Origin of the sequence: Alloalcanivorax balearicus MACL04, from assembly GCF_025532145.1 — a bacterium.
Taxonomy (GTDB): domain Bacteria; phylum Pseudomonadota; class Gammaproteobacteria; order Pseudomonadales; family Alcanivoracaceae; genus Alloalcanivorax; species Alloalcanivorax balearicus.
This window is the reverse complement of record NZ_ARXS01000035.1, coordinates 1-16,175: the sequence shown is the minus strand read 5'-3', so window position 1 is coordinate 16,175 and position 16,175 is coordinate 1. Positions and strand designations below refer to the sequence as shown.

Annotated in this window: 14 protein-coding genes; 12 read left to right on the top strand and 2 right to left on the bottom strand. The window is 57.4% G+C overall.

Annotated features, from left to right (window positions below; genetic code table 11):
* Positions 1–2 precede the first annotated feature (2 nt).
* On the top strand, positions 3–782 hold the full coding sequence (locus MA04_RS19775) for a hypothetical protein (protein WP_233926169.1): 780 nt from the start codon (positions 3–5) through the stop codon (positions 780–782).
* Between the two features lie 56 nt (positions 783–838).
* On the opposite strand, the gene MA04_RS19770 is transcribed toward MA04_RS19775, so the two are convergent.
* Positions 839–1,012, bottom strand: a complete 174-nt coding sequence (locus MA04_RS19770; protein WP_233926170.1) for a hypothetical protein — start codon at positions 1,010–1,012, stop codon at positions 839–841.
* Here MA04_RS19770 and MA04_RS19765 point away from each other — a divergent pair.
* From MA04_RS19765 to MA04_RS19725, 9 genes are all read left to right on the top strand, one after another.
* Positions 1,011–1,625 (top strand): hypothetical protein, encoded by a 615-nt coding sequence (locus MA04_RS19765; RefSeq protein ID WP_233926171.1) that lies wholly within the window; start codon positions 1,011–1,013, stop codon positions 1,623–1,625. The genes MA04_RS19770 and MA04_RS19765 overlap by 2 nt on opposite strands.
* 145 nt (positions 1,626–1,770) lie before the next feature.
* A complete protein-coding gene (locus MA04_RS19760) occupies positions 1,771–2,175 on the top strand; it encodes a TIGR03757 family integrating conjugative element protein (protein WP_262462398.1) in 405 nt (134 codons plus the stop codon).
* Positions 2,172–3,182 (top strand): TIGR03756 family integrating conjugative element protein, encoded by a 1,011-nt coding sequence (locus MA04_RS19755; RefSeq protein ID WP_449355857.1) that lies wholly within the window; start codon positions 2,172–2,174, stop codon positions 3,180–3,182. The genes MA04_RS19760 and MA04_RS19755 overlap by 4 nt, the downstream gene beginning before the upstream one ends.
* Positions 3,179–4,630 carry a hypothetical protein gene (locus MA04_RS19750; RefSeq protein WP_262462396.1) on the top strand — a complete coding sequence of 484 codons (1,452 nt, stop codon included), beginning with the start codon at positions 3,179–3,181 and terminating at the stop codon, positions 4,628–4,630. The genes MA04_RS19755 and MA04_RS19750 overlap by 4 nt, the downstream gene beginning before the upstream one ends.
* A gap of 108 nt (positions 4,631–4,738) precedes the next feature.
* Positions 4,739–5,524: a hypothetical protein gene (locus MA04_RS19745; protein ID WP_233926173.1), complete on the top strand. Its 786-nt coding sequence runs from the start codon at positions 4,739–4,741 to the stop codon at positions 5,522–5,524.
* Entirely contained in the window at positions 5,521–6,147 is a 627-nt protein-coding gene (locus MA04_RS19740) for a hypothetical protein (RefSeq protein WP_233918189.1), read from the top strand. Before MA04_RS19745 ends, MA04_RS19740 begins: the two co-directional genes overlap by 4 nt.
* Before the next feature lie 29 nt (positions 6,148–6,176).
* Entirely contained in the window at positions 6,177–6,701 is a 525-nt protein-coding gene (locus tag MA04_RS19735) for a hypothetical protein (protein ID WP_233918188.1), read from the top strand.
* A 962-nt stretch (positions 6,702–7,663) separates the two neighbouring features.
* Positions 7,664–8,053: a hypothetical protein gene (locus MA04_RS19730; protein ID WP_026950066.1), complete on the top strand. Its 390-nt coding sequence runs from the start codon at positions 7,664–7,666 to the stop codon at positions 8,051–8,053.
* Positions 8,050–9,573 (top strand): conjugal transfer protein TraG N-terminal domain-containing protein, encoded by a 1,524-nt coding sequence (locus tag MA04_RS19725; protein ID WP_233926174.1) that lies wholly within the window; start codon positions 8,050–8,052, stop codon positions 9,571–9,573. Before MA04_RS19730 ends, MA04_RS19725 begins: the two co-directional genes overlap by 4 nt.
* Positions 9,574–9,587: 14 nt before the next feature.
* Here MA04_RS19725 and MA04_RS19720 read toward each other — a convergent pair whose 3' ends face one another.
* Positions 9,588–10,043 carry a hypothetical protein gene (locus MA04_RS19720; RefSeq protein WP_233926175.1) on the bottom strand — a complete coding sequence of 152 codons (456 nt, stop codon included), beginning with the start codon at positions 10,041–10,043 and terminating at the stop codon, positions 9,588–9,590.
* Between the two features lie 638 nt (positions 10,044–10,681).
* Here MA04_RS19720 and dsr1 point away from each other — a divergent pair.
* Positions 10,682–14,488: an anti-phage defense-associated sirtuin Dsr1 gene (gene dsr1 / locus MA04_RS19715; protein ID WP_233926176.1), complete on the top strand. Its 3,807-nt coding sequence runs from the start codon at positions 10,682–10,684 to the stop codon at positions 14,486–14,488.
* A gap of 210 nt (positions 14,489–14,698) precedes the next feature.
* Positions 14,699–16,175: type VI secretion system Vgr family protein (locus tag MA04_RS19710; protein WP_262462391.1), on the top strand; the 1,477-nt coding region annotated here is incomplete at its 3' end.

Sequence of the window (16,175 nt, the reverse complement as noted above, 5' to 3'; positions counted from 1 at the left end):
TCATGGCGGACACCCGACAAGACCGTGGCAGGGCAAACACCGAGCCCCATCATTTTGACGTCGTGCGCCGGCAGCTCAACGCGCCACCGCACTGGGCCAATCAGACGCTGCAGGCCTGGAGCGCCGCCTTGCCCCAGGAGAAAAAGCCCTTCGTCACCCGTCACTACTGGAGCGAGACCGGCTCGGTCAATGTCTTCCGCGTGGTCGGCACCGATCATCAGGACCATCACGGCAAAACCTGGCTGCAACTGCTCACCGGCGGCAAACGCATGCCCCATAATCTCCAGTGGCTGCACGACAACCCGGACTACTACCTGGCCCCCCAGTCCCGCGCACCCCGTCTTTTTTATAGTACGGTGGACGGCCTGGACTTCTACGTCGGCGCCGACGGCAACCACCGTACCTGTCTCGCCCGATTTTTTTTGGCCGAGCACGGGCTCAGTCAGCTCCACGACGTCACCGTGAACCACTACCACGTGGACGAACTCGCCTACCAAATCTGGCAGCGCGCGCAAGCCGCCCTGCACGCCCAGCGCCAGCCGATCACCGTGATCCCTCGCCCGGTACAGGCTGGCCGGGACGACACCCCCGGCTGGAAACTGGACCACTACCAACTGGCATTTGAGTGGCGGGATCTGGACACCGACCAGGACGACATCCTCGATCGCGATGCCTTTATTGCCCGTTGCCAAGACTTGGCAATCGCCCGCTTCAAGCCCGCCGCGCCGTCTCACACCACCGCCCTGCGTCACCGGATCGCCTCGTTGTTCAAGAGGTCGTAGTCCGGGCCGTATCCGCATCCGCGCCATCCCGACGCCCCAAACTTCACTTCTTCCGCTCAATAGGAGTTTTCCATGCCCAATCCGACCACCACCATGCCCCGGAACACCACCGGCACCGCCGCCGACGAAACGCCCCAGGCAGGACACCAGACCGGGCACGAGCGCTTGCCAGAACGGCCTTCGCCCCTTAAAAAGGACCGCACGGACAGGCGAAAGGACAGGCGAGACATGGACGATCAACCCGATATCCCCACCTTTCAGTTCAAACGGGTGGACACGCCGTCCGGCGGCGTGACCTTTCGGCAATACCGCCATCCCGGCCGTGAGGGCGTGGTCCTGGATGTGAGCGTGGTCTTCGACGAGGATCACCTCGGGGCCGCTACGGCGACGCCAGCGCAACTGCTGCTGGATCTGCGTCGGCGCTATCGCCGCGACAGCGGCCGCATGGGCGAACAGCGGATCTTTCAATGGTCCCTCGATGCCCGTACCGCGGTCCAGCTGGCCAGTGTCCTGATCCTGGTCGCCGACACCCAGTTGCAGGATCTCGACGAACAGCCCCACACCACCGTCGTCGCCGAGCCGGACAAGGCGGATTTCGGCTACAACTGGGTGCGCGAGGACCTGGCCACCGCCGCCACCCGGCTGGAGCAACGCAAACAGCGCAGCCATCTGTTCGGGCTGGTCCAGCGCTGTCTGGAGTTATGCGACGAGAGGCAATTTATTCAGGAGATGACCCTCAACCTCGCCGCCTGGGCGGAGCGCTCCGGCGACGGCTACGCGGCGCAAAAAGCCACCAGCGCGCTGGCTCAGATCGGTTTGATCTCTGGTAGAACACTGAACTGACGGCGGTTGAATCGACAAAAGCAGAAAATGCCACGGCGCCCCGTGGGCTTTTTCCGTTGTCGCAAGACAAGGCGATGGCAGCATGCAGGGAACCCCATCACCCTGTGTCCGTGCCATGCCTCGATCTTTTCCTTTCCGATATCTGTTGGCTGCCACCCTCAGCGTCAATGCCATCCTGGCCATCCTGACGCCGGCCTACGCCGGCATCGAGGTCTTCACCGTCGCCACCGAGCCCATGACGTCCGTCCCCGACGATGCCGTGGTGGTGGAACTGGACGCCCCGGCCAGGCTCGACGGCGCTTTGTCCCTGGATCTACCCACTGATCCCGACGCCGCCGCTCAGGCCGTACAAGCGCGCATGCGCTCCGAAGACTGGCAGCACTTATTTAAGGAATACGGACGGGCCTACGAAGCCGTGGCCCGGGCCTGGCAGATCGGCATTGAAAAACTCCCCGCCGTGGTGGTGGACGGCACCTATGTGGTCTATGGCGTCCATGATGTGGCCCAGGCTCTTAAACGTATTGAGCAGGCTCGGGAGGCGTCCCAATGAGATGTCCATTTGGCGTGGCTGGCCTTTTCCGTGTTTTCAGTATGGTCAGCCTTTTCAGTGCGGTCGGTCTTCTCGGCACCGCCACACCCGCCCGAGCCGTGGACACGGCCTCCATCGTCCAGTCCGCCTGGTCCCAGGACTGTCTGCAATATCGAGTGGTTGGGGTGTGCCTGTGGCTGCGCTGCACGCCGTTTGGCTGCTCGGTACGCAGCAGTGTCAAAGTGGGCCACTACATCCCGGAATTGGTGGTCAGCAGCTATCAGAACACCGGAGACAACCCCTGGCGGGACGTGGCGTTCATGAGTCCTTCCAACGGCAATGCCCGGGGCGGTGGCGTCACCGCCGAGGGCGCGGACGCGGCCAGTTCCACCGGCGAGGACGGCATCCATAACAGCCTGCGTTTCAAAAATGGGGATGCCATTGGCCATCCGGCCACCACCTTATTTAGCCAGTTCGCCGGGCAATGGGGCTATACCTGCTCTACCCCAGCACGGCCGCTACAACCGTACTTCCTGTCCGTGCTCGATAGCTACGCCTGGCGCGAGGGGTTGCCTGAAAAAGTCTATCCCCAGGCGCTAACGCCAGGGCTGCGCGAGGTCCGTCAGGGGCTGCTGAACCGCTGGGGCAATGTTTATCCGCGTTCTGGGTTCATAACGCAATCCAACGATTACAAAGCCGCTGCGGTCGTCGCCCAACGGGTGGCGGATCTGGTCACCCGCAACGGCCAGCCGCACGTCTATACCCCGCTGGTGCCCCGAACCCGAAGTTCCCGCGGTGTCTGGGCGCCGCCCCCAGTCAAGGAAGGTGATAAGGACACCCACAAGTGGCAACGCCTGACGCCGGCCATGACCCGCTCTTGTGCCGTGTTCCCGGATCGCGGGCCCGCGGCGTCGTTCCGGGGACATCTCGCTCAACAAGGCGACTACGCCTGGGCGCTGTGGCGGCCCTACAGCTGCTGCAAGAAACGCGGACAGAAACTCCTTTCCCATACGGGAGACTACCCATGAGTATTTTTTTAACGGTGGCAAGGTCGGTTTGCCCGAACAACCGGTACGGTCGCTGCGCCGTGGTCTGCGTGATGGCGTTGTGGGCTGTGGTCCTCTCGCCTCATAGCGCCCAGGCCGAATCCGCGGACAGTCTCTATTATCAGATCGGCGGCGCCTCGCCGGTGGCGATTTCCGCCGGCCGGGGCCACCAGCCCGGGCAGATCGGCCTGGGGCTGCGTTGGAACGCCAATGCCAGTTGCGGCAATTTTGATCCCAAAATCACCGTGCGCAACCAACTGAATGGTGCTACGGATGGCTTTCGCTCCATGATGGGCAACATCGTCCGTAATGCGCAGGGGGCAGTCGCCAGTCTGCCCGCCATGATCATTCAGCGGGCGGACCCGGGTCTTTATGACCTGGTCACCAACGGTGTGCTGCAGGGCAAGGCGGATTTTTCCAAGGCCAAACTCTCCTGCCAGCAGATGGCCGAGAAGATGGGGGACATGATCCCCACCAGCGGCTGGCAACGCCGTGCCGTGGCCGAAAACTGGCAGCTGGCCGCCATGGCCTCTCCCGATGCGGTCCGTGCCGAAGAGCGCGTAGAGGATGAGGCCGGCAATCGGGGCACTACCTGGGTGGGTGGCGAAAAACGCGGCGGCAGCGGTCAACAACCGATTCGGGTGATGAACGACACGGCCACCGCCGGTTACAACATCCTGCATGGTCGCACCAATACCACGGATACCTCCCCGGTCAGTGGTGGTGGGGGTGGCTGGGGCTCCGTGCCCACGGATGATGGTAATTGGGCCGGGGGTGGCGGCAATGGCGGTGCCGGCGGAGGCGGGTCCGCCTGCCGGGGTGGCATGTGCACCGTTTGGGGTTCGCCACAGGAGGCCGCGCAGTGGATCAGCAAGGTGGCGGGCGAGGAAGTGCATCGCACTTGCGATGGGTGTGAAAAAGTCACCACCGAGGCCGGTGCCGGCCTGATGCGCGATCTTGAAGACGAACAGGAAAAGCTGGCTCAGGATCTGGCCAACATGGTCAATGGCTCAACGCCGACCACACCGGAGAATCTGCGCAAGGTCTCCGCCGGGCCCGGCTTGTCCGTATCACGCGGTGTCATCGAGGCACTGAAAACCGACCCGGAAGGCCCGCTGTTAATTCATCGCCTGGCCGGTGAGATGGCGCTAGCCCGTACCCTGACCAAAGCGATCTGGGCGCGGCGCTTGCTGTTGGCCGGTGCCAGCGAGCCCGGCATCTCCGACAACGAGGAAGGTCAGACGGCGATCGATCGGCGCCTGCAAGTCCTGGATCGGGACATTGATTCGCTCAAGACCGAGATGGAAGTGCGTCAGGCGTTGGCCCGCAATGCGGCCAGCACGGCCATTCTGCGACGCTCGGGGTCCGCTCGGACCGGGGCACCGGAGTCCGGTGATGCCCTGCCCGATCCGCTGGATCAATTGAAGTAAGTCATGCCGGGTCTCCTGTGTGTGCTGTTCGGATCGCGATCAATCCAGGCCGTAGCACAGGATGCGCCCGGCACCTTTTTTCCCATGACCAATCGGTGAGGCGAGCCCATGGTGTCTGCAACGCCCCTTTGGTTCCCCTTCCAACTGGAGCCCGACCCCATCCGGCAAGAACGGTTCAATATCGGTGTCGGCATCATCCAGAATGACCGCTTGACCACGCGCTTTGTCGAGGCCCTCTGGCCTCTTTATTCATTTTACGCCGGTCGGCCCGACGTGGATTTTGATGCCCTCGACGACATTGTGCGCGCCGCAACCTCGTACTATCCGGATCAAGCCTATTCCGAGGTTCGCGCCGCAACGCCTCTGCATCCACAGCTTCATCTTGGTGAGCCTCAGCCGTTGGGTGCGCCCACCCAGGGCCCGTGCCAACTCGATGCGCTTTTTCGGGCGCAGGTCGGTCTTGCCCAGACGGTCCCCCATCCTGAGCCGCTTTTTCAGATTGGCCCCAACGGCGACAGTAGGCTTAATCCCGATCGCCAGGGTTACTTGGTCGCACTCTGGGAACGTATCCAACGACACGCGGGATCACCTCTGCGTACTTGGCTCTCTGCTTTTCGTGTCGCCGGCCGAGTGTATTGGTGTGCGGACATCACGGGCTCAAAGCAGGACATCACCGTACAGATGGCCATTACAGGCCGAACGAATTGGCCCTCCGAGGATGACGCCCTCGACGGCATTCTGGAGTGGGAGGCAGTGGATGATCTGGACGCCTGGCAGACCCTGTTGTTTCTGACCCAGGCTCCGGACACCGACAGGTTCACCGCGCATTACTGCGGTGAGCGCAGCGCCAAGTGGTTCTGCGTATCGCCAGTTATCGAAAGGCCGTCGTCATGAACGCTTCTAAAATCAGCTCCCTCGACACTCAGACCTTGCAGACTCAGTTGGCACAGGCCATTGATACCCATCCCCAGTGCCGGCCCGGATTGCTGGCCACCCATCGGGTAGTCTCGACCGCCTGCGGCCCCTCCGGCGATGTGGAGTTGTTGGCGCGGGTCCATGTGGGCGCCCTGGGCCGAGGGCACTGGTATGCCCACGTTGCGAGGTTGCCCGTTCCGGCACCGGAGACGTCAAAGACAGAAAAAAAGACCGTAAACACGGCACCGCCATACCCTTTCACCGCCCTGATCTGCCACAGCAACATCGTCTATGACGCCCCTGAGGTCAATCTGCTGTTTCAGCGCCACTATTACTGGATGCGCGACCGGGTCTACTACACCGTCCCCAAGGCCGGGCATCGTGATCAGCTCTGCCGCTCTGCCACCTCGTTCGCGCAGGCGGTGCAGGCGTTGGCGGCGATGCTGCGCACGTTCCACCCCGATCACCATCTCGGCGAGCCGGAAGGCGGGGAGTTCTGGGACACGCGGGTCCAGGCGCTTTACGGCACCACCGTCACCGTCATCGATGGCGCCCCGCTGGCACCGCCGGGTACCCCTTTGGTGTGGGAAGCCGAGCAGTAAAACACCGTGATTGTAAGGAGAGCGAGATCATGCCCCACTCCCCATCCGCCCAAACGCAGCGCGAGGCCGCCGCACTCATCCAAGCCCGATTGGCGGATCGGCCCGACCTGGACGCCGGCACCCTGCTGACCCAGCGGGCGTTGGTCACCTCCGACGGCCCCTTCGAGGGGCCGGAAGCGTTGGTTCTGCTGGACTGCGGGGCCGGTCTAAGCCCCGATTACGGTCACGTTTTACCCCATCCGCACCAGCCGAACCGGTTCGTTTTTGCCTGCTGTACACCCGTCGGCCGGTTTGATGGTGCCAACGCCGACCTCGTTCTGGCCCGTTATCATCACCTCGTGCGGATCCAGAACCGGTATGAGCCCTACCCCTCTCGCGACGGTGTTCTGTCCTACCAGGAAACCAAGTCCTTCAACGACGCGGTCAGCACCCTAGTGGCGTTTATTCGGATATTCGATGTCTGGCGTGAAGAGCGGCTGCCCCCCCTCGAAACTCCTCGACATTTACTCCCGGAAACCCGTCTGCTCGACATCTACGGTGTAGGAAACTATTGACCGCGCAACGCCATCAGGGCGGCCAGTAGCCGCGGCTTATCCAGAACCCACCCAAAACGTCGTGATGCCTCAAGATAGACGTCCTCTCCGATCGGCACTTCGCTACCTCTCACGACGTTCCCTCCATCCGAGAAGCACTTAACCATCCGGCAGGAACGTTTCCCCTCCCAGATCTGGGAAAGCGGGCTCGATCCGCCTTTCTGTATCAGGAAGTGAAAGGGATAGTCCCTGGGGCCTTCCCCCTTCTCGATATTCACCAACGCCAAAAGTGTGAAGGGGACCGCCCAAAGCGGGATACCCCGATACGCCCAAATGCGGCGCTGATCCGCTCGCCGGATCATCTCGCCAAATTTAGCGACAGGGAACGGAATCGGCTTGCCGCCCCGATGGCACATCTGTCGACAAAATTCATATGCGGCGCACAGCGTGTCCCGCTCAAAAAACTGGGCACGAAGACGCTCTCCCCGGGTTGTATCCCAACCATCGGCATACATGCCTCGAAAGCGCCCACCTCGATTAGCCTGGGGGCAGTCGTCCAGTGGGTCCGCATCATCCTGACGGTCAGGATGATGGAAACTCCGCGGCACATCTGGGTTAGAGCTCTGTACGCCGTAGGGGTGAACAGGTTCACCACACGAAGGGCAGTACGCGTGAATGCCCTTCGCCCGATATTCTGGCGTGGCTCTCTGAATAAACTCCTCCGGGGTCACTATCTGGCCTCCAGGCCATGCAAAACACGCATATCGCATCCCTTCACCTCTATTCGCATCCCTATTCAGACACTGCCAGCCTCATCCCCTTGGTTGAAGATGTGAGTGCCGCCTTCGCCAATGTGTGGGTTACAACCCCGCAAACCGAACCGCCTAAAATTCAACACCAAGACGTTGGGGTTTTCCATTGATCTCAATGCCCCCTTCGGCAGCATAGTCAGCAATCGTGATTGTCAGACACCGGATCCCGCCATGCCTGAACGCCCCGCCTGGTACCACCCTGCTCGCTGGAGCCACCTGTCCCGCTGGAAGCTGTTTTTCGGCCTATGGGCCATCCTGCTTGGTTTGAGCGTGGCGGTGACCGCCATTGGCAGCCTCTTGGCGGGCGGTCTGCAGGAATGGCATGCCCTCATGACCCGCCTGACGCCGTGGTGGGTGGTCTGGCGCTTGGGGCTTTATCTCGTTATAGGGGTGCTCTACTGGCGCCGGTGGCGACCCCGGATCTTGGTCTCAGTGGCACGCGACCAAGATGGCGGCGCCGCCGCGCGGTACCGGTTGGGCCGCAGTGAACGGGCTGTTGTGATCGTTATCGCCACCTTGGAACTGTTCAACGTCCTGTCTTACGCCGGAGGTACCCAATGAGCGCGGATCTGATGACCTTCGGATATTTCGAGCATGTCGTTTTGGTGCTCGGCTGGGTGGTGAACAACGCCATCTGGGGCATGCTCAACGAGAGCATGGTCGCCGCCCTGCCCTTCGTTGCTCTGGTGCTCAGAGAGTGGTACCAGGCGCGCCGGGAGGGGGAGGACGAAGGCAACAAAGGTCTCCTCACGCTGAACCGGATCGAGGCCGGTTTCTATGCCATGATCCTGATCTACGGGTTCTGCACAGCGCCGATCATGACCATTAACTTTCAGACCGGGCAATACGACGAAACGCATTGGAAGCAATGCGGCACCAAGGTCTACGATTCCACAACCGGTGGCGGCTCGGGCTCCATTGGGGGGCAGACAGCGAAGGCGCCCCTCTGGTGGGCGGCGGTCCATGCCGTATCCCACGGCGCCACCAACGCCGCCGTGGCCGCCCTGCCCTGCACGCCGGACTATCAGTACATTGCGACCACCTTGGACGGGACGGAGATTGCGGACCCAACGCTTCGGCACCAACTGAATGAATTTCAGAAATGGTGTTATGGCTTGGCCAAGCACAAACTACTGCGCGAGGCGACGGCCAATGGACTGCCCCAGGATCTGGTGATCGACGTCGATTGGATCGGCTCCAGCTATTTCCTGAACACCTCCGGCTACTACGACAGTCTGCACGCGGATAAGCCAACCCAAGGGTTCCCCTACGACAGTACCCGGGACGCCGGTCGATCCGGTACGGGGCCCGGTCAACCAGGCTACCCCACCTGCAAGGAATGGTGGGAAGCGGGTTCGGTGGGTTTGAAGGCCCGTTTGGCCAGCCAAGTCGAGACCGATACCTGGGACATGGTGCGCGCCACCTTCAGTAGCGGGGATGCCGAGGACGCCGCTCTACGGCGCGTCCTGGCGGCCAATCCCCGCGGCTCCCAGTCCCCCATTGGGGGAGCGGGGAGCGCGGGTTCCAGCATTACCGAGGGGTATGGCTCCGATTGGGCCATGGAGAAAATTAATGGCATGGTGCAGGGGCTCGGCCTTGGCCTCGCCTCTATGGCGGCCGCGCCGATGAAAGGCATCATGGTGGACGCCTTGCCGATGGTGCAGTGGCTGACCGTTATGGCCATCATTATGGTACTGCCCTTTCTCTTGGTGTTCTCCGGCTATTCCTGGAAAGTCACCGGGCTGGTCACGTTCCTGATGTTCGGCACCATCTTCATGACGTTCTGGTGGCAGTTGGCCACCTGGATGGACAACAACCTCACCGAGATCCTTTATGGCAATGATATGGACGGTTGGCTATCCGGCATTGGTAACGCGAAAGAGCGGATGGTGCGCTGGTTCGTGGTGATCGCCATGTATCTGGTGCTCCCCGCCTTGTGGATGGGGATGTTGGGTTGGGCGGGGTATAAAGGTGGGGATGCTGCTTCCAAGGCTATTAACGATGGCCAGGGACCGGCCAGTGATGCAGGCCAAAAAGGCAGTGATAAAGCGAAAAGTATTGCAACAAAGGGCAAGCTTTAGACTTGCGCCATAATTCACCAGTTATAAGGGTTTTCTTGGGAATTATCTAACTGATTGTAAGAAGGGTGGCCATCCTTCCTATCCCCATCGTGCAGCGTGAAACTGAACGATGGGGATTCCTCTGCATGACCATCGCCGGCAAACAAAGCACGAACCATAACGATCCCGAAGATCACAGTCACCACCACGCTGATAAGGGGTTCGAGGACCAGCAGCGTTACAGGTACGCCAATGAGTAACGCCGCCAGGATCAACGCCATCTGGCGACCGGGGCCACCCTGCGTCACCCAGGAACGGATTGCCTTAATGCGCATAGGATCGCCGCCGGTGCGTTGGCTCTCAGCCAAACGCTCTGCCTCATTCGGGCGCACAGTTCCCCGCTCGGGCTGGGATTGGGATTCGGCGGATGCCGCCACCCAATGTCGAGCGTTCTCGGTTTTGCGGTGCTGTTCCTGGTTCAGGGTCGTCATGACGCCCTCCCGGGTCGTCGTAGCTGTTCAATTAGTGGCCAGTTTGCCTCAGAGGTATCTGTAGAGCAAGAAGACCTGAAAGCCAAGCCATTCGTTGGTGGGAAATAGCCATTAGACGATATTGCCCTTCTCCCCATCAAACATTCCTGATGGAGAATAGTCCGCTCATTAGTGAGTCGGCCTACAACCGACTGTATCCCAGAGCAACGGCTTCCTGGCAGCGAGATGCCGAATCATGACTTGGGTTCTTTCAAGTCACTACGTTTTTGGTCTTGCATCCCTCATTCTCTGTATGCCCCGTCTTCCGGAAGACCGCCACCTAAAAAATGATCCGACACCGGAAGATCAAGCCCCCTCCGGGGAACTTTCACCCTATCCTTATCACCGCTACAGGCTGGGGCCTTACCCCAATCTATTCGAAAGAGTACATCCGACACCGATTGCCAATGTACACAATTGCCTCTTATGATGCTCGTCACCATCAAACGGATTATCATAGCGATAAAATAATACAGCCACCACCAACCCAACATTTAACCTTTTATTAACTGGCCCCAAAATTCTTGACAGGCCAGTGGATATGTAGATATATAAAATTTCGCGTCTTCCTATCACACCCAAAAGATTAAAAAAACAGCATGCAATTTATAAAGAATGGCCCGGACATTCCCGATGCGCTCACTCAAGCTCATGAAGAGGGGCGCGTCGTGTTCTTTTGTGGCGCTGGCGTATCCTACCCTGCCGGCCTACCTGGTTTCAAAGGCCTAGTCTCCGACATATATAGACATGTTGGTACGGATTTTCTCCCACAGGAGCTTATCACTTTCCAAAAAGGCCAATACGACTCAACACTTGATTTATTAGAGCATCGACTACCTGGAGGGCGCCTTGAGATAAGGCAAGCCCTGAAACATGTACTAAAACCCAAAAGACGTAAGCGCGCCCTTGACACTCACTGCTCATTATTACTTCTGGCAACAACGAGAAATAGGAAACTCCGGCTTATAACTACGAATTTCGATACTCTGTTCGACCGCGCAGCCAGAAAACTAGGAAGGCAGTTCCCATCACACATAGCTCCAATGTTGCCCGTACCCAAGGCCTCTAGATGGGATGGTTTAATTTATTTACACGGCCACATCCCCTCTCGGTCCAATGACAACGATCTAAATAGTCTTGTTTTAACTAGTGGTGATTTTGGACTCGCATATCTAACCGAGCGCTGGGCAGCTCGCTTTGCATCCGAATTATTTCGAAACTATGTCGTATGCTTTGTTGGATACAGCATTAATGATCCGGTTCTAAAGTACATGATGGACGCCCTCGCCGCTGACCGAAAGCTTGGCGAATCAATTCCTAAAGCCTATGCATTTGGCGACTTTTCACCTTCCACTAGAGACAAAAAATATGCGGAGTGGGAGGCCAAAGGAGTGACCCCAATTCTTTACGAAAATCCCGAAGGCGATTCGGAACATCGCGCCCTTCATGACACTTTGCGCTCATGGTCAGAAGTATATCGGGATGGCGTTATTGGCAAGGAACAAATCATTGTAAATTATGCGACAAGCGTCCCATCCGCAAGCTCCCATGAAGATGATTTTGTAGGAAGGGTGTTATGGGCCCTAAGTGATGATTCTGGCATGCCCGCAAAGCGTTTCGCAGATCACATCCCCACGCCAAAATTTGATTGGATAAAGGCTTTCACAGATCCGCGTTACTCAGATGAAGACCTTCCGCGTTTTGGGATAACGGCATACAACAATACAACCTCGACTCCTTCATTCAGTCTCATCCATCGCCCTGCACCACACACGCTATCTCCCTGGATGAGTCTTCTCTTCACAAGCAACTCAGAAGGAAACTGGGACAAACCCCTATATCATCTCGCTCGTTGGCTGTTATGTCATCTCAATGACCCTAGTTTTATTCTCTGGATTGTATCCGGAGGGCTACGTTTACACGGTAATCTTCTACAACTCGTTGATGAACAAATAAGAAAAATAAGGAAGTTAAAGGCCCCGGAAATTGAACAACTCATCTCCACATCACCAAACGCAGTTCCAGATTCATATATGGAATCGTTATGGGAACTAATAATATCAGGCCGAATACAATCCAATTCTTCTAGGATGAACTTTTCTCAATGGCTAGAACGCTTCGAACATAGCGGTCTAACGCCAGCATTGAGATTTGATCTGCGTGCAATATTTTCACCCAAAGTGGTACTTAGAGAGAAGCTTCAATGGCCATTCGAAAGCGACCACCTTGCCCAAGGCTCACCCTCTCGTACTATCACCGGCGACGTGGTACTTTCAGATAATTATGTCAGAAGCGCCCTTCTCACGACGGCCAGCGTCAAGTTCTCAAAGGAACTCCCCAACTTATTCCTTGAATTTCAAAGCCTCTTGCTTGATGCGATGGACCTTCATTCTGTACTAAATAAAGCCAATCATAATTATGATCAATCACATTGGGACTTAAGATCTATAGAACCACATTACCAGAATCGCGGTTCCAAAGACTGGACACTACTAATCGAGCTTACACGGGACGCCTGGCTTAAGGTTCTTGAAGAAGATGCGGAAAAAGCACGTCAACTTGCACTAGGCTGGTTCGATTTTCCTTACCCAGTATTCAAACGCCTCGCTTTGTATGCGGCCAGCATCCATAAAGGCATATCGCAAAATGATTGGCTAAATTGGCTTACCGTGGAATCTAGCTGGTGGCTTTGGGCTGCCGAAACCAAGAGAGAGGTAATGCGCTTATTAGTCCAGAAAGGCAGCACCCTTTCCGGACCCAGCCAAGCTGCTCTAGAAGCTGCGATACTTGCCGGCCCTCCTAGGTCTATGTATGTCGCAGACATTGACAATGATGTATGGAATAAAACCGTTGATCAGTCAGTGTGGCTTCGCCTTTCTAAATTGCAACAAGGAACCTGTCAATTAAGCGAAAAATCCATCCTCATTCTTGGTAGAATATCGCATTCGAATCCCACGTGGTCGATATCCCCAAACGATAGAGAGGAATTTTCTAGCTGGTCTAGCAGTAACGCTGACGCTGATTTCGATGATATATACCAAGTAGACTATGCTCCACGCAAACGTAAAGACTTAGTGCACTGGCTCACCATTCCTGTTTCGGAGGAGGTCTTCCATACAGATACTTGGCGCCAGACTTGTCGCGAGAGGTTTTTTCATAGTCTCTTGGCATTACATGACCTATCCAATATGGAGCAATGGCCCGTTCAACGCTGGAGAGAAGCACTTCAAACTTGGAGCGAAGATGCTCTAATTACTCGCTCCGCAAAATGTCTACCTCCCATCTTGACATCCATGCCATCAAGGCCTTTTACATCTCTTCAAAGAACCATTAGTTGGTGGGTTAAAGAAGCCTCTAACACAGAACATGTAGACATTCATTTGGAAACTCTTATTTCTCTTTGCGGCCGGGCACTGGAAATTACCCATGAAAAGGAAGAAGCTGCTGCAACCACTCGTCAGGAGGAACACCAACCAGTACTAAGCGCAATAAACCATACGATAGGTTTCACATCCCAGGCTCTAATCAAATTATGGCTTTCTCAAAAACCCAGAGACAATGATGGAATTGCGAGCGAATTTAAGACTCTCTTTCTCAAGCTTTGCGACAGAAACAATATCTTTTATATTCACGGGCGGGTGATATTACTCTCTCATCTCATTACCTTCTATCGAGTCGACGAGAAGTGGACAAGAGAAAACCTGCTTCCCCTTCTTAGGTGGAAAGGTAATAGAACTGAAGCCACGGCGGCATGGGCAGGCTTTCTCTGGTCACCTAGGCTTTACCCACCTCTAATGAGCATCATTAAAAAGGATTTCTTAGAAACCTCAAAGCATTATGATATCCTTGGCGACCATCAAGAGCATTACGCTGTACTTTTTACCAATTTCGCCCTCGACTGCTTTGAGGCTTCTGATCATAAAGACCTCCAGAAAGCTCTTGCTCGTCTCCCTAAAGAAGGGCTGAGCATAGTCGCGCGCGCTCTTTGGCAAGCTCTGGAAGGAGCAGGCCATCAAAAGGAATATTTCTGGAACAACAGAATCAAGCCATTCTGGTTAAATGTCTGGCCAAAAGACAATTCATTTATGTCTAACGCCATCGCCATTAATTTGGCACATCTTTGCCTTTCCTCAGGCCGCGAGTTTCCCGCAGCATCTCAATTAGTGCGACACTGGCTATCTGCTAATGATGACCCTTCTTTCTTGATTCATTTACTAAGGCAAACCGACTTTCCCAGCCAATTCCCCAGTTCAACTTTAGAATATCTTCACGCCGTAACCGGCGAGCGCAATTCACCAAAGTACGATTTAAATGACATTCTGGAAATCGTTGCAAAGTCCAAGCCGGATATCGCCAACAGTCCTCTCTATCTCAAATTAAAATCCAAAAAAGGGAACCTCATTTAGCTATCCGTGAGCCATAAAACCACGCCTACTCATAATATCAACAATGGTTTCTTCTTTTTTTACTATCATTGATCCTCAATTAGTGGTCCAGAAGCACTAGTTTCTCTACTTTGGGCTGAGCTCCACATCCCTTGACTGCCCCCCTCTCCTTGCTATGCTTCGCTGAGCTCAGCCGGATTCGCTGATGATAGATATTGGAGAAGGACTTCCATGACCGATCCCTTTTCGCTTGGCCGCGATATTCTCGCCGCCCTGGCCACCCCACTCCAAGACCGACGCCTGATCGAAATCGACGCCGCAGCAGATGGCCTGGTGGTGGAGCGCTTTCGGGGCCGCGAGGAAGTCTGTGGCGAGTACACCTTCACCATCGACTGCTTCATTACCGGCTCGGACCGTCGGGATGAGGACATTGGTGACGTTTTGAACGGCCAGCCGATGACGCTGTCCCTGCGCTGTCCGGATGGCGGCTGGCGCCGCTGGCACGGCGTCTGTGTAGACTCCTATCAATACCGGGACATGGACGGTTTGCCCCGCTGCGAGTTGGTCCTGGGTTCCTGGAGCTTCTGGCTGGAAGAACGCTTGAACAGCGAGATATTCCCTCAGTGCTCCGCCCAAGACGTTATCGAACGCATCATCGGCGAATACCCCGAAGCCGCCGTCCGCTTCGATCTCATGGCCCCGCTGCCGCAACGGCCCATGATCACCCAGTACCGGGAAAGCCAGTGGGCCTTCTGTCAGCGATTGATGGCGGAATACGGGCTGGCCTGGCGTTTTGAGCATCGCCAGGACGGCCAAGAGGATGCCGAGGACGGCGGCCCGCCGGTGACTTTGGTGGTGTTCGACCAGCACGCCCGCCTGCCGGAAGGCCCCTCCCTGGATTTCCATAATGACCACACCGAGGAAAGCCGGCCTTCGGTGACCCGCTTCACCGACGGTAGCCGCCTCACCCCCAACGCGGTGCAGGTGGCCAGCTGGCACAGCGGCAAGGTGCGCACCGTCACTGGTCGCGCCGAAGCCACCGACCCAGATGGTCTGCCAGTACGGGAGATCTACTGGCACCGCCAGGATGCCCGCTTCGACAACGCCGAACAGGCGGAACGGACCGCCGGCCACCATCTGGATGCCTTGCGGGTGTTACAACGGGTCCATCGCGGCGAAAGTCGGGTACGCACCCTGGCCACCGGTGAAGCCTTTACCTTGAGCGGCCATCCGCGTTGCGATGAAGGGCCCTATGTGGCTCTGGTGGTGGAACACGCAGCGGTGAACAACCTGGGCCACGCTGGCGAGCTGCTCGGCGACGACACCCTCAAGGCCGGCCAGTACCGCAACGCTTTCCTGGCCATTCCGGCCACCACTCCCATAGCCCCTCTGCCCCGCCCCAAGCCCGAGGTGGGCGGCCCGCTGCTGGCGAGAGTGGTGGGCCACCCCGGCGACGCCGTAACCAGCAGTCGCGACCACCAGGTGCGCATCCAATACACTTGGCAGCGCGGGGACGCTCCCAACCCCGGTGGCCTTAACGATGCCGGTGCCCCCCAATCGGGTCATGCCCCTGGCGATGCGTCTTCGGGGATTTGGGTGCCGGTGGCCGAGGCTCTGGCTGGTCCCAACTGGGGCGCCAACTTCCTGCCCCGGATCGATAGCGAGGTCTTGGTCGAGTTCCGCCAGGGGGACATCGACCAGCCAGTAG

What these genes read in the sequence shown, in the direction of transcription:
- MA04_RS19775 (WP_233926169.1), top strand. Translation starts at nt 3, where the DNA reads ATGGCGGACACCCGACAAGACCGTGGCAGGGCAAACACCGAGCCCCAT.
- MA04_RS19765 (WP_233926171.1), top strand. Translation starts at nt 1,011, where the DNA reads ATGGACGATCAACCCGATATCCCCACCTTTCAGTTCAAACGGGTGGAC.
- MA04_RS19770 (WP_233926170.1), bottom strand. Translation starts at nt 1,012, where the DNA reads ATGTCTCGCCTGTCCTTTCGCCTGTCCGTGCGGTCCTTTTTAAGGGGC.
- MA04_RS19755 (WP_449355857.1), top strand. Translation starts at nt 2,172, where the DNA reads ATGAGATGTCCATTTGGCGTGGCTGGCCTTTTCCGTGTTTTCAGTATG.
- MA04_RS19750 (WP_262462396.1), top strand. Translation starts at nt 3,179, where the DNA reads ATGAGTATTTTTTTAACGGTGGCAAGGTCGGTTTGCCCGAACAACCGG.
- MA04_RS19745 (WP_233926173.1), top strand. Translation starts at nt 4,739, where the DNA reads ATGGTGTCTGCAACGCCCCTTTGGTTCCCCTTCCAACTGGAGCCCGAC.
- MA04_RS19740 (WP_233918189.1), top strand. Translation starts at nt 5,521, where the DNA reads ATGAACGCTTCTAAAATCAGCTCCCTCGACACTCAGACCTTGCAGACT.
- MA04_RS19735 (WP_233918188.1), top strand. Translation starts at nt 6,177, where the DNA reads ATGCCCCACTCCCCATCCGCCCAAACGCAGCGCGAGGCCGCCGCACTC.
- MA04_RS19730 (WP_026950066.1), top strand. Translation starts at nt 7,664, where the DNA reads ATGCCTGAACGCCCCGCCTGGTACCACCCTGCTCGCTGGAGCCACCTG.
- MA04_RS19725 (WP_233926174.1), top strand. Translation starts at nt 8,050, where the DNA reads ATGAGCGCGGATCTGATGACCTTCGGATATTTCGAGCATGTCGTTTTG.
- MA04_RS19720 (WP_233926175.1), bottom strand. Translation starts at nt 10,043, where the DNA reads ATGACGACCCTGAACCAGGAACAGCACCGCAAAACCGAGAACGCTCGA.
- dsr1 (WP_233926176.1), top strand. Translation starts at nt 10,682, where the DNA reads ATGCAATTTATAAAGAATGGCCCGGACATTCCCGATGCGCTCACTCAA.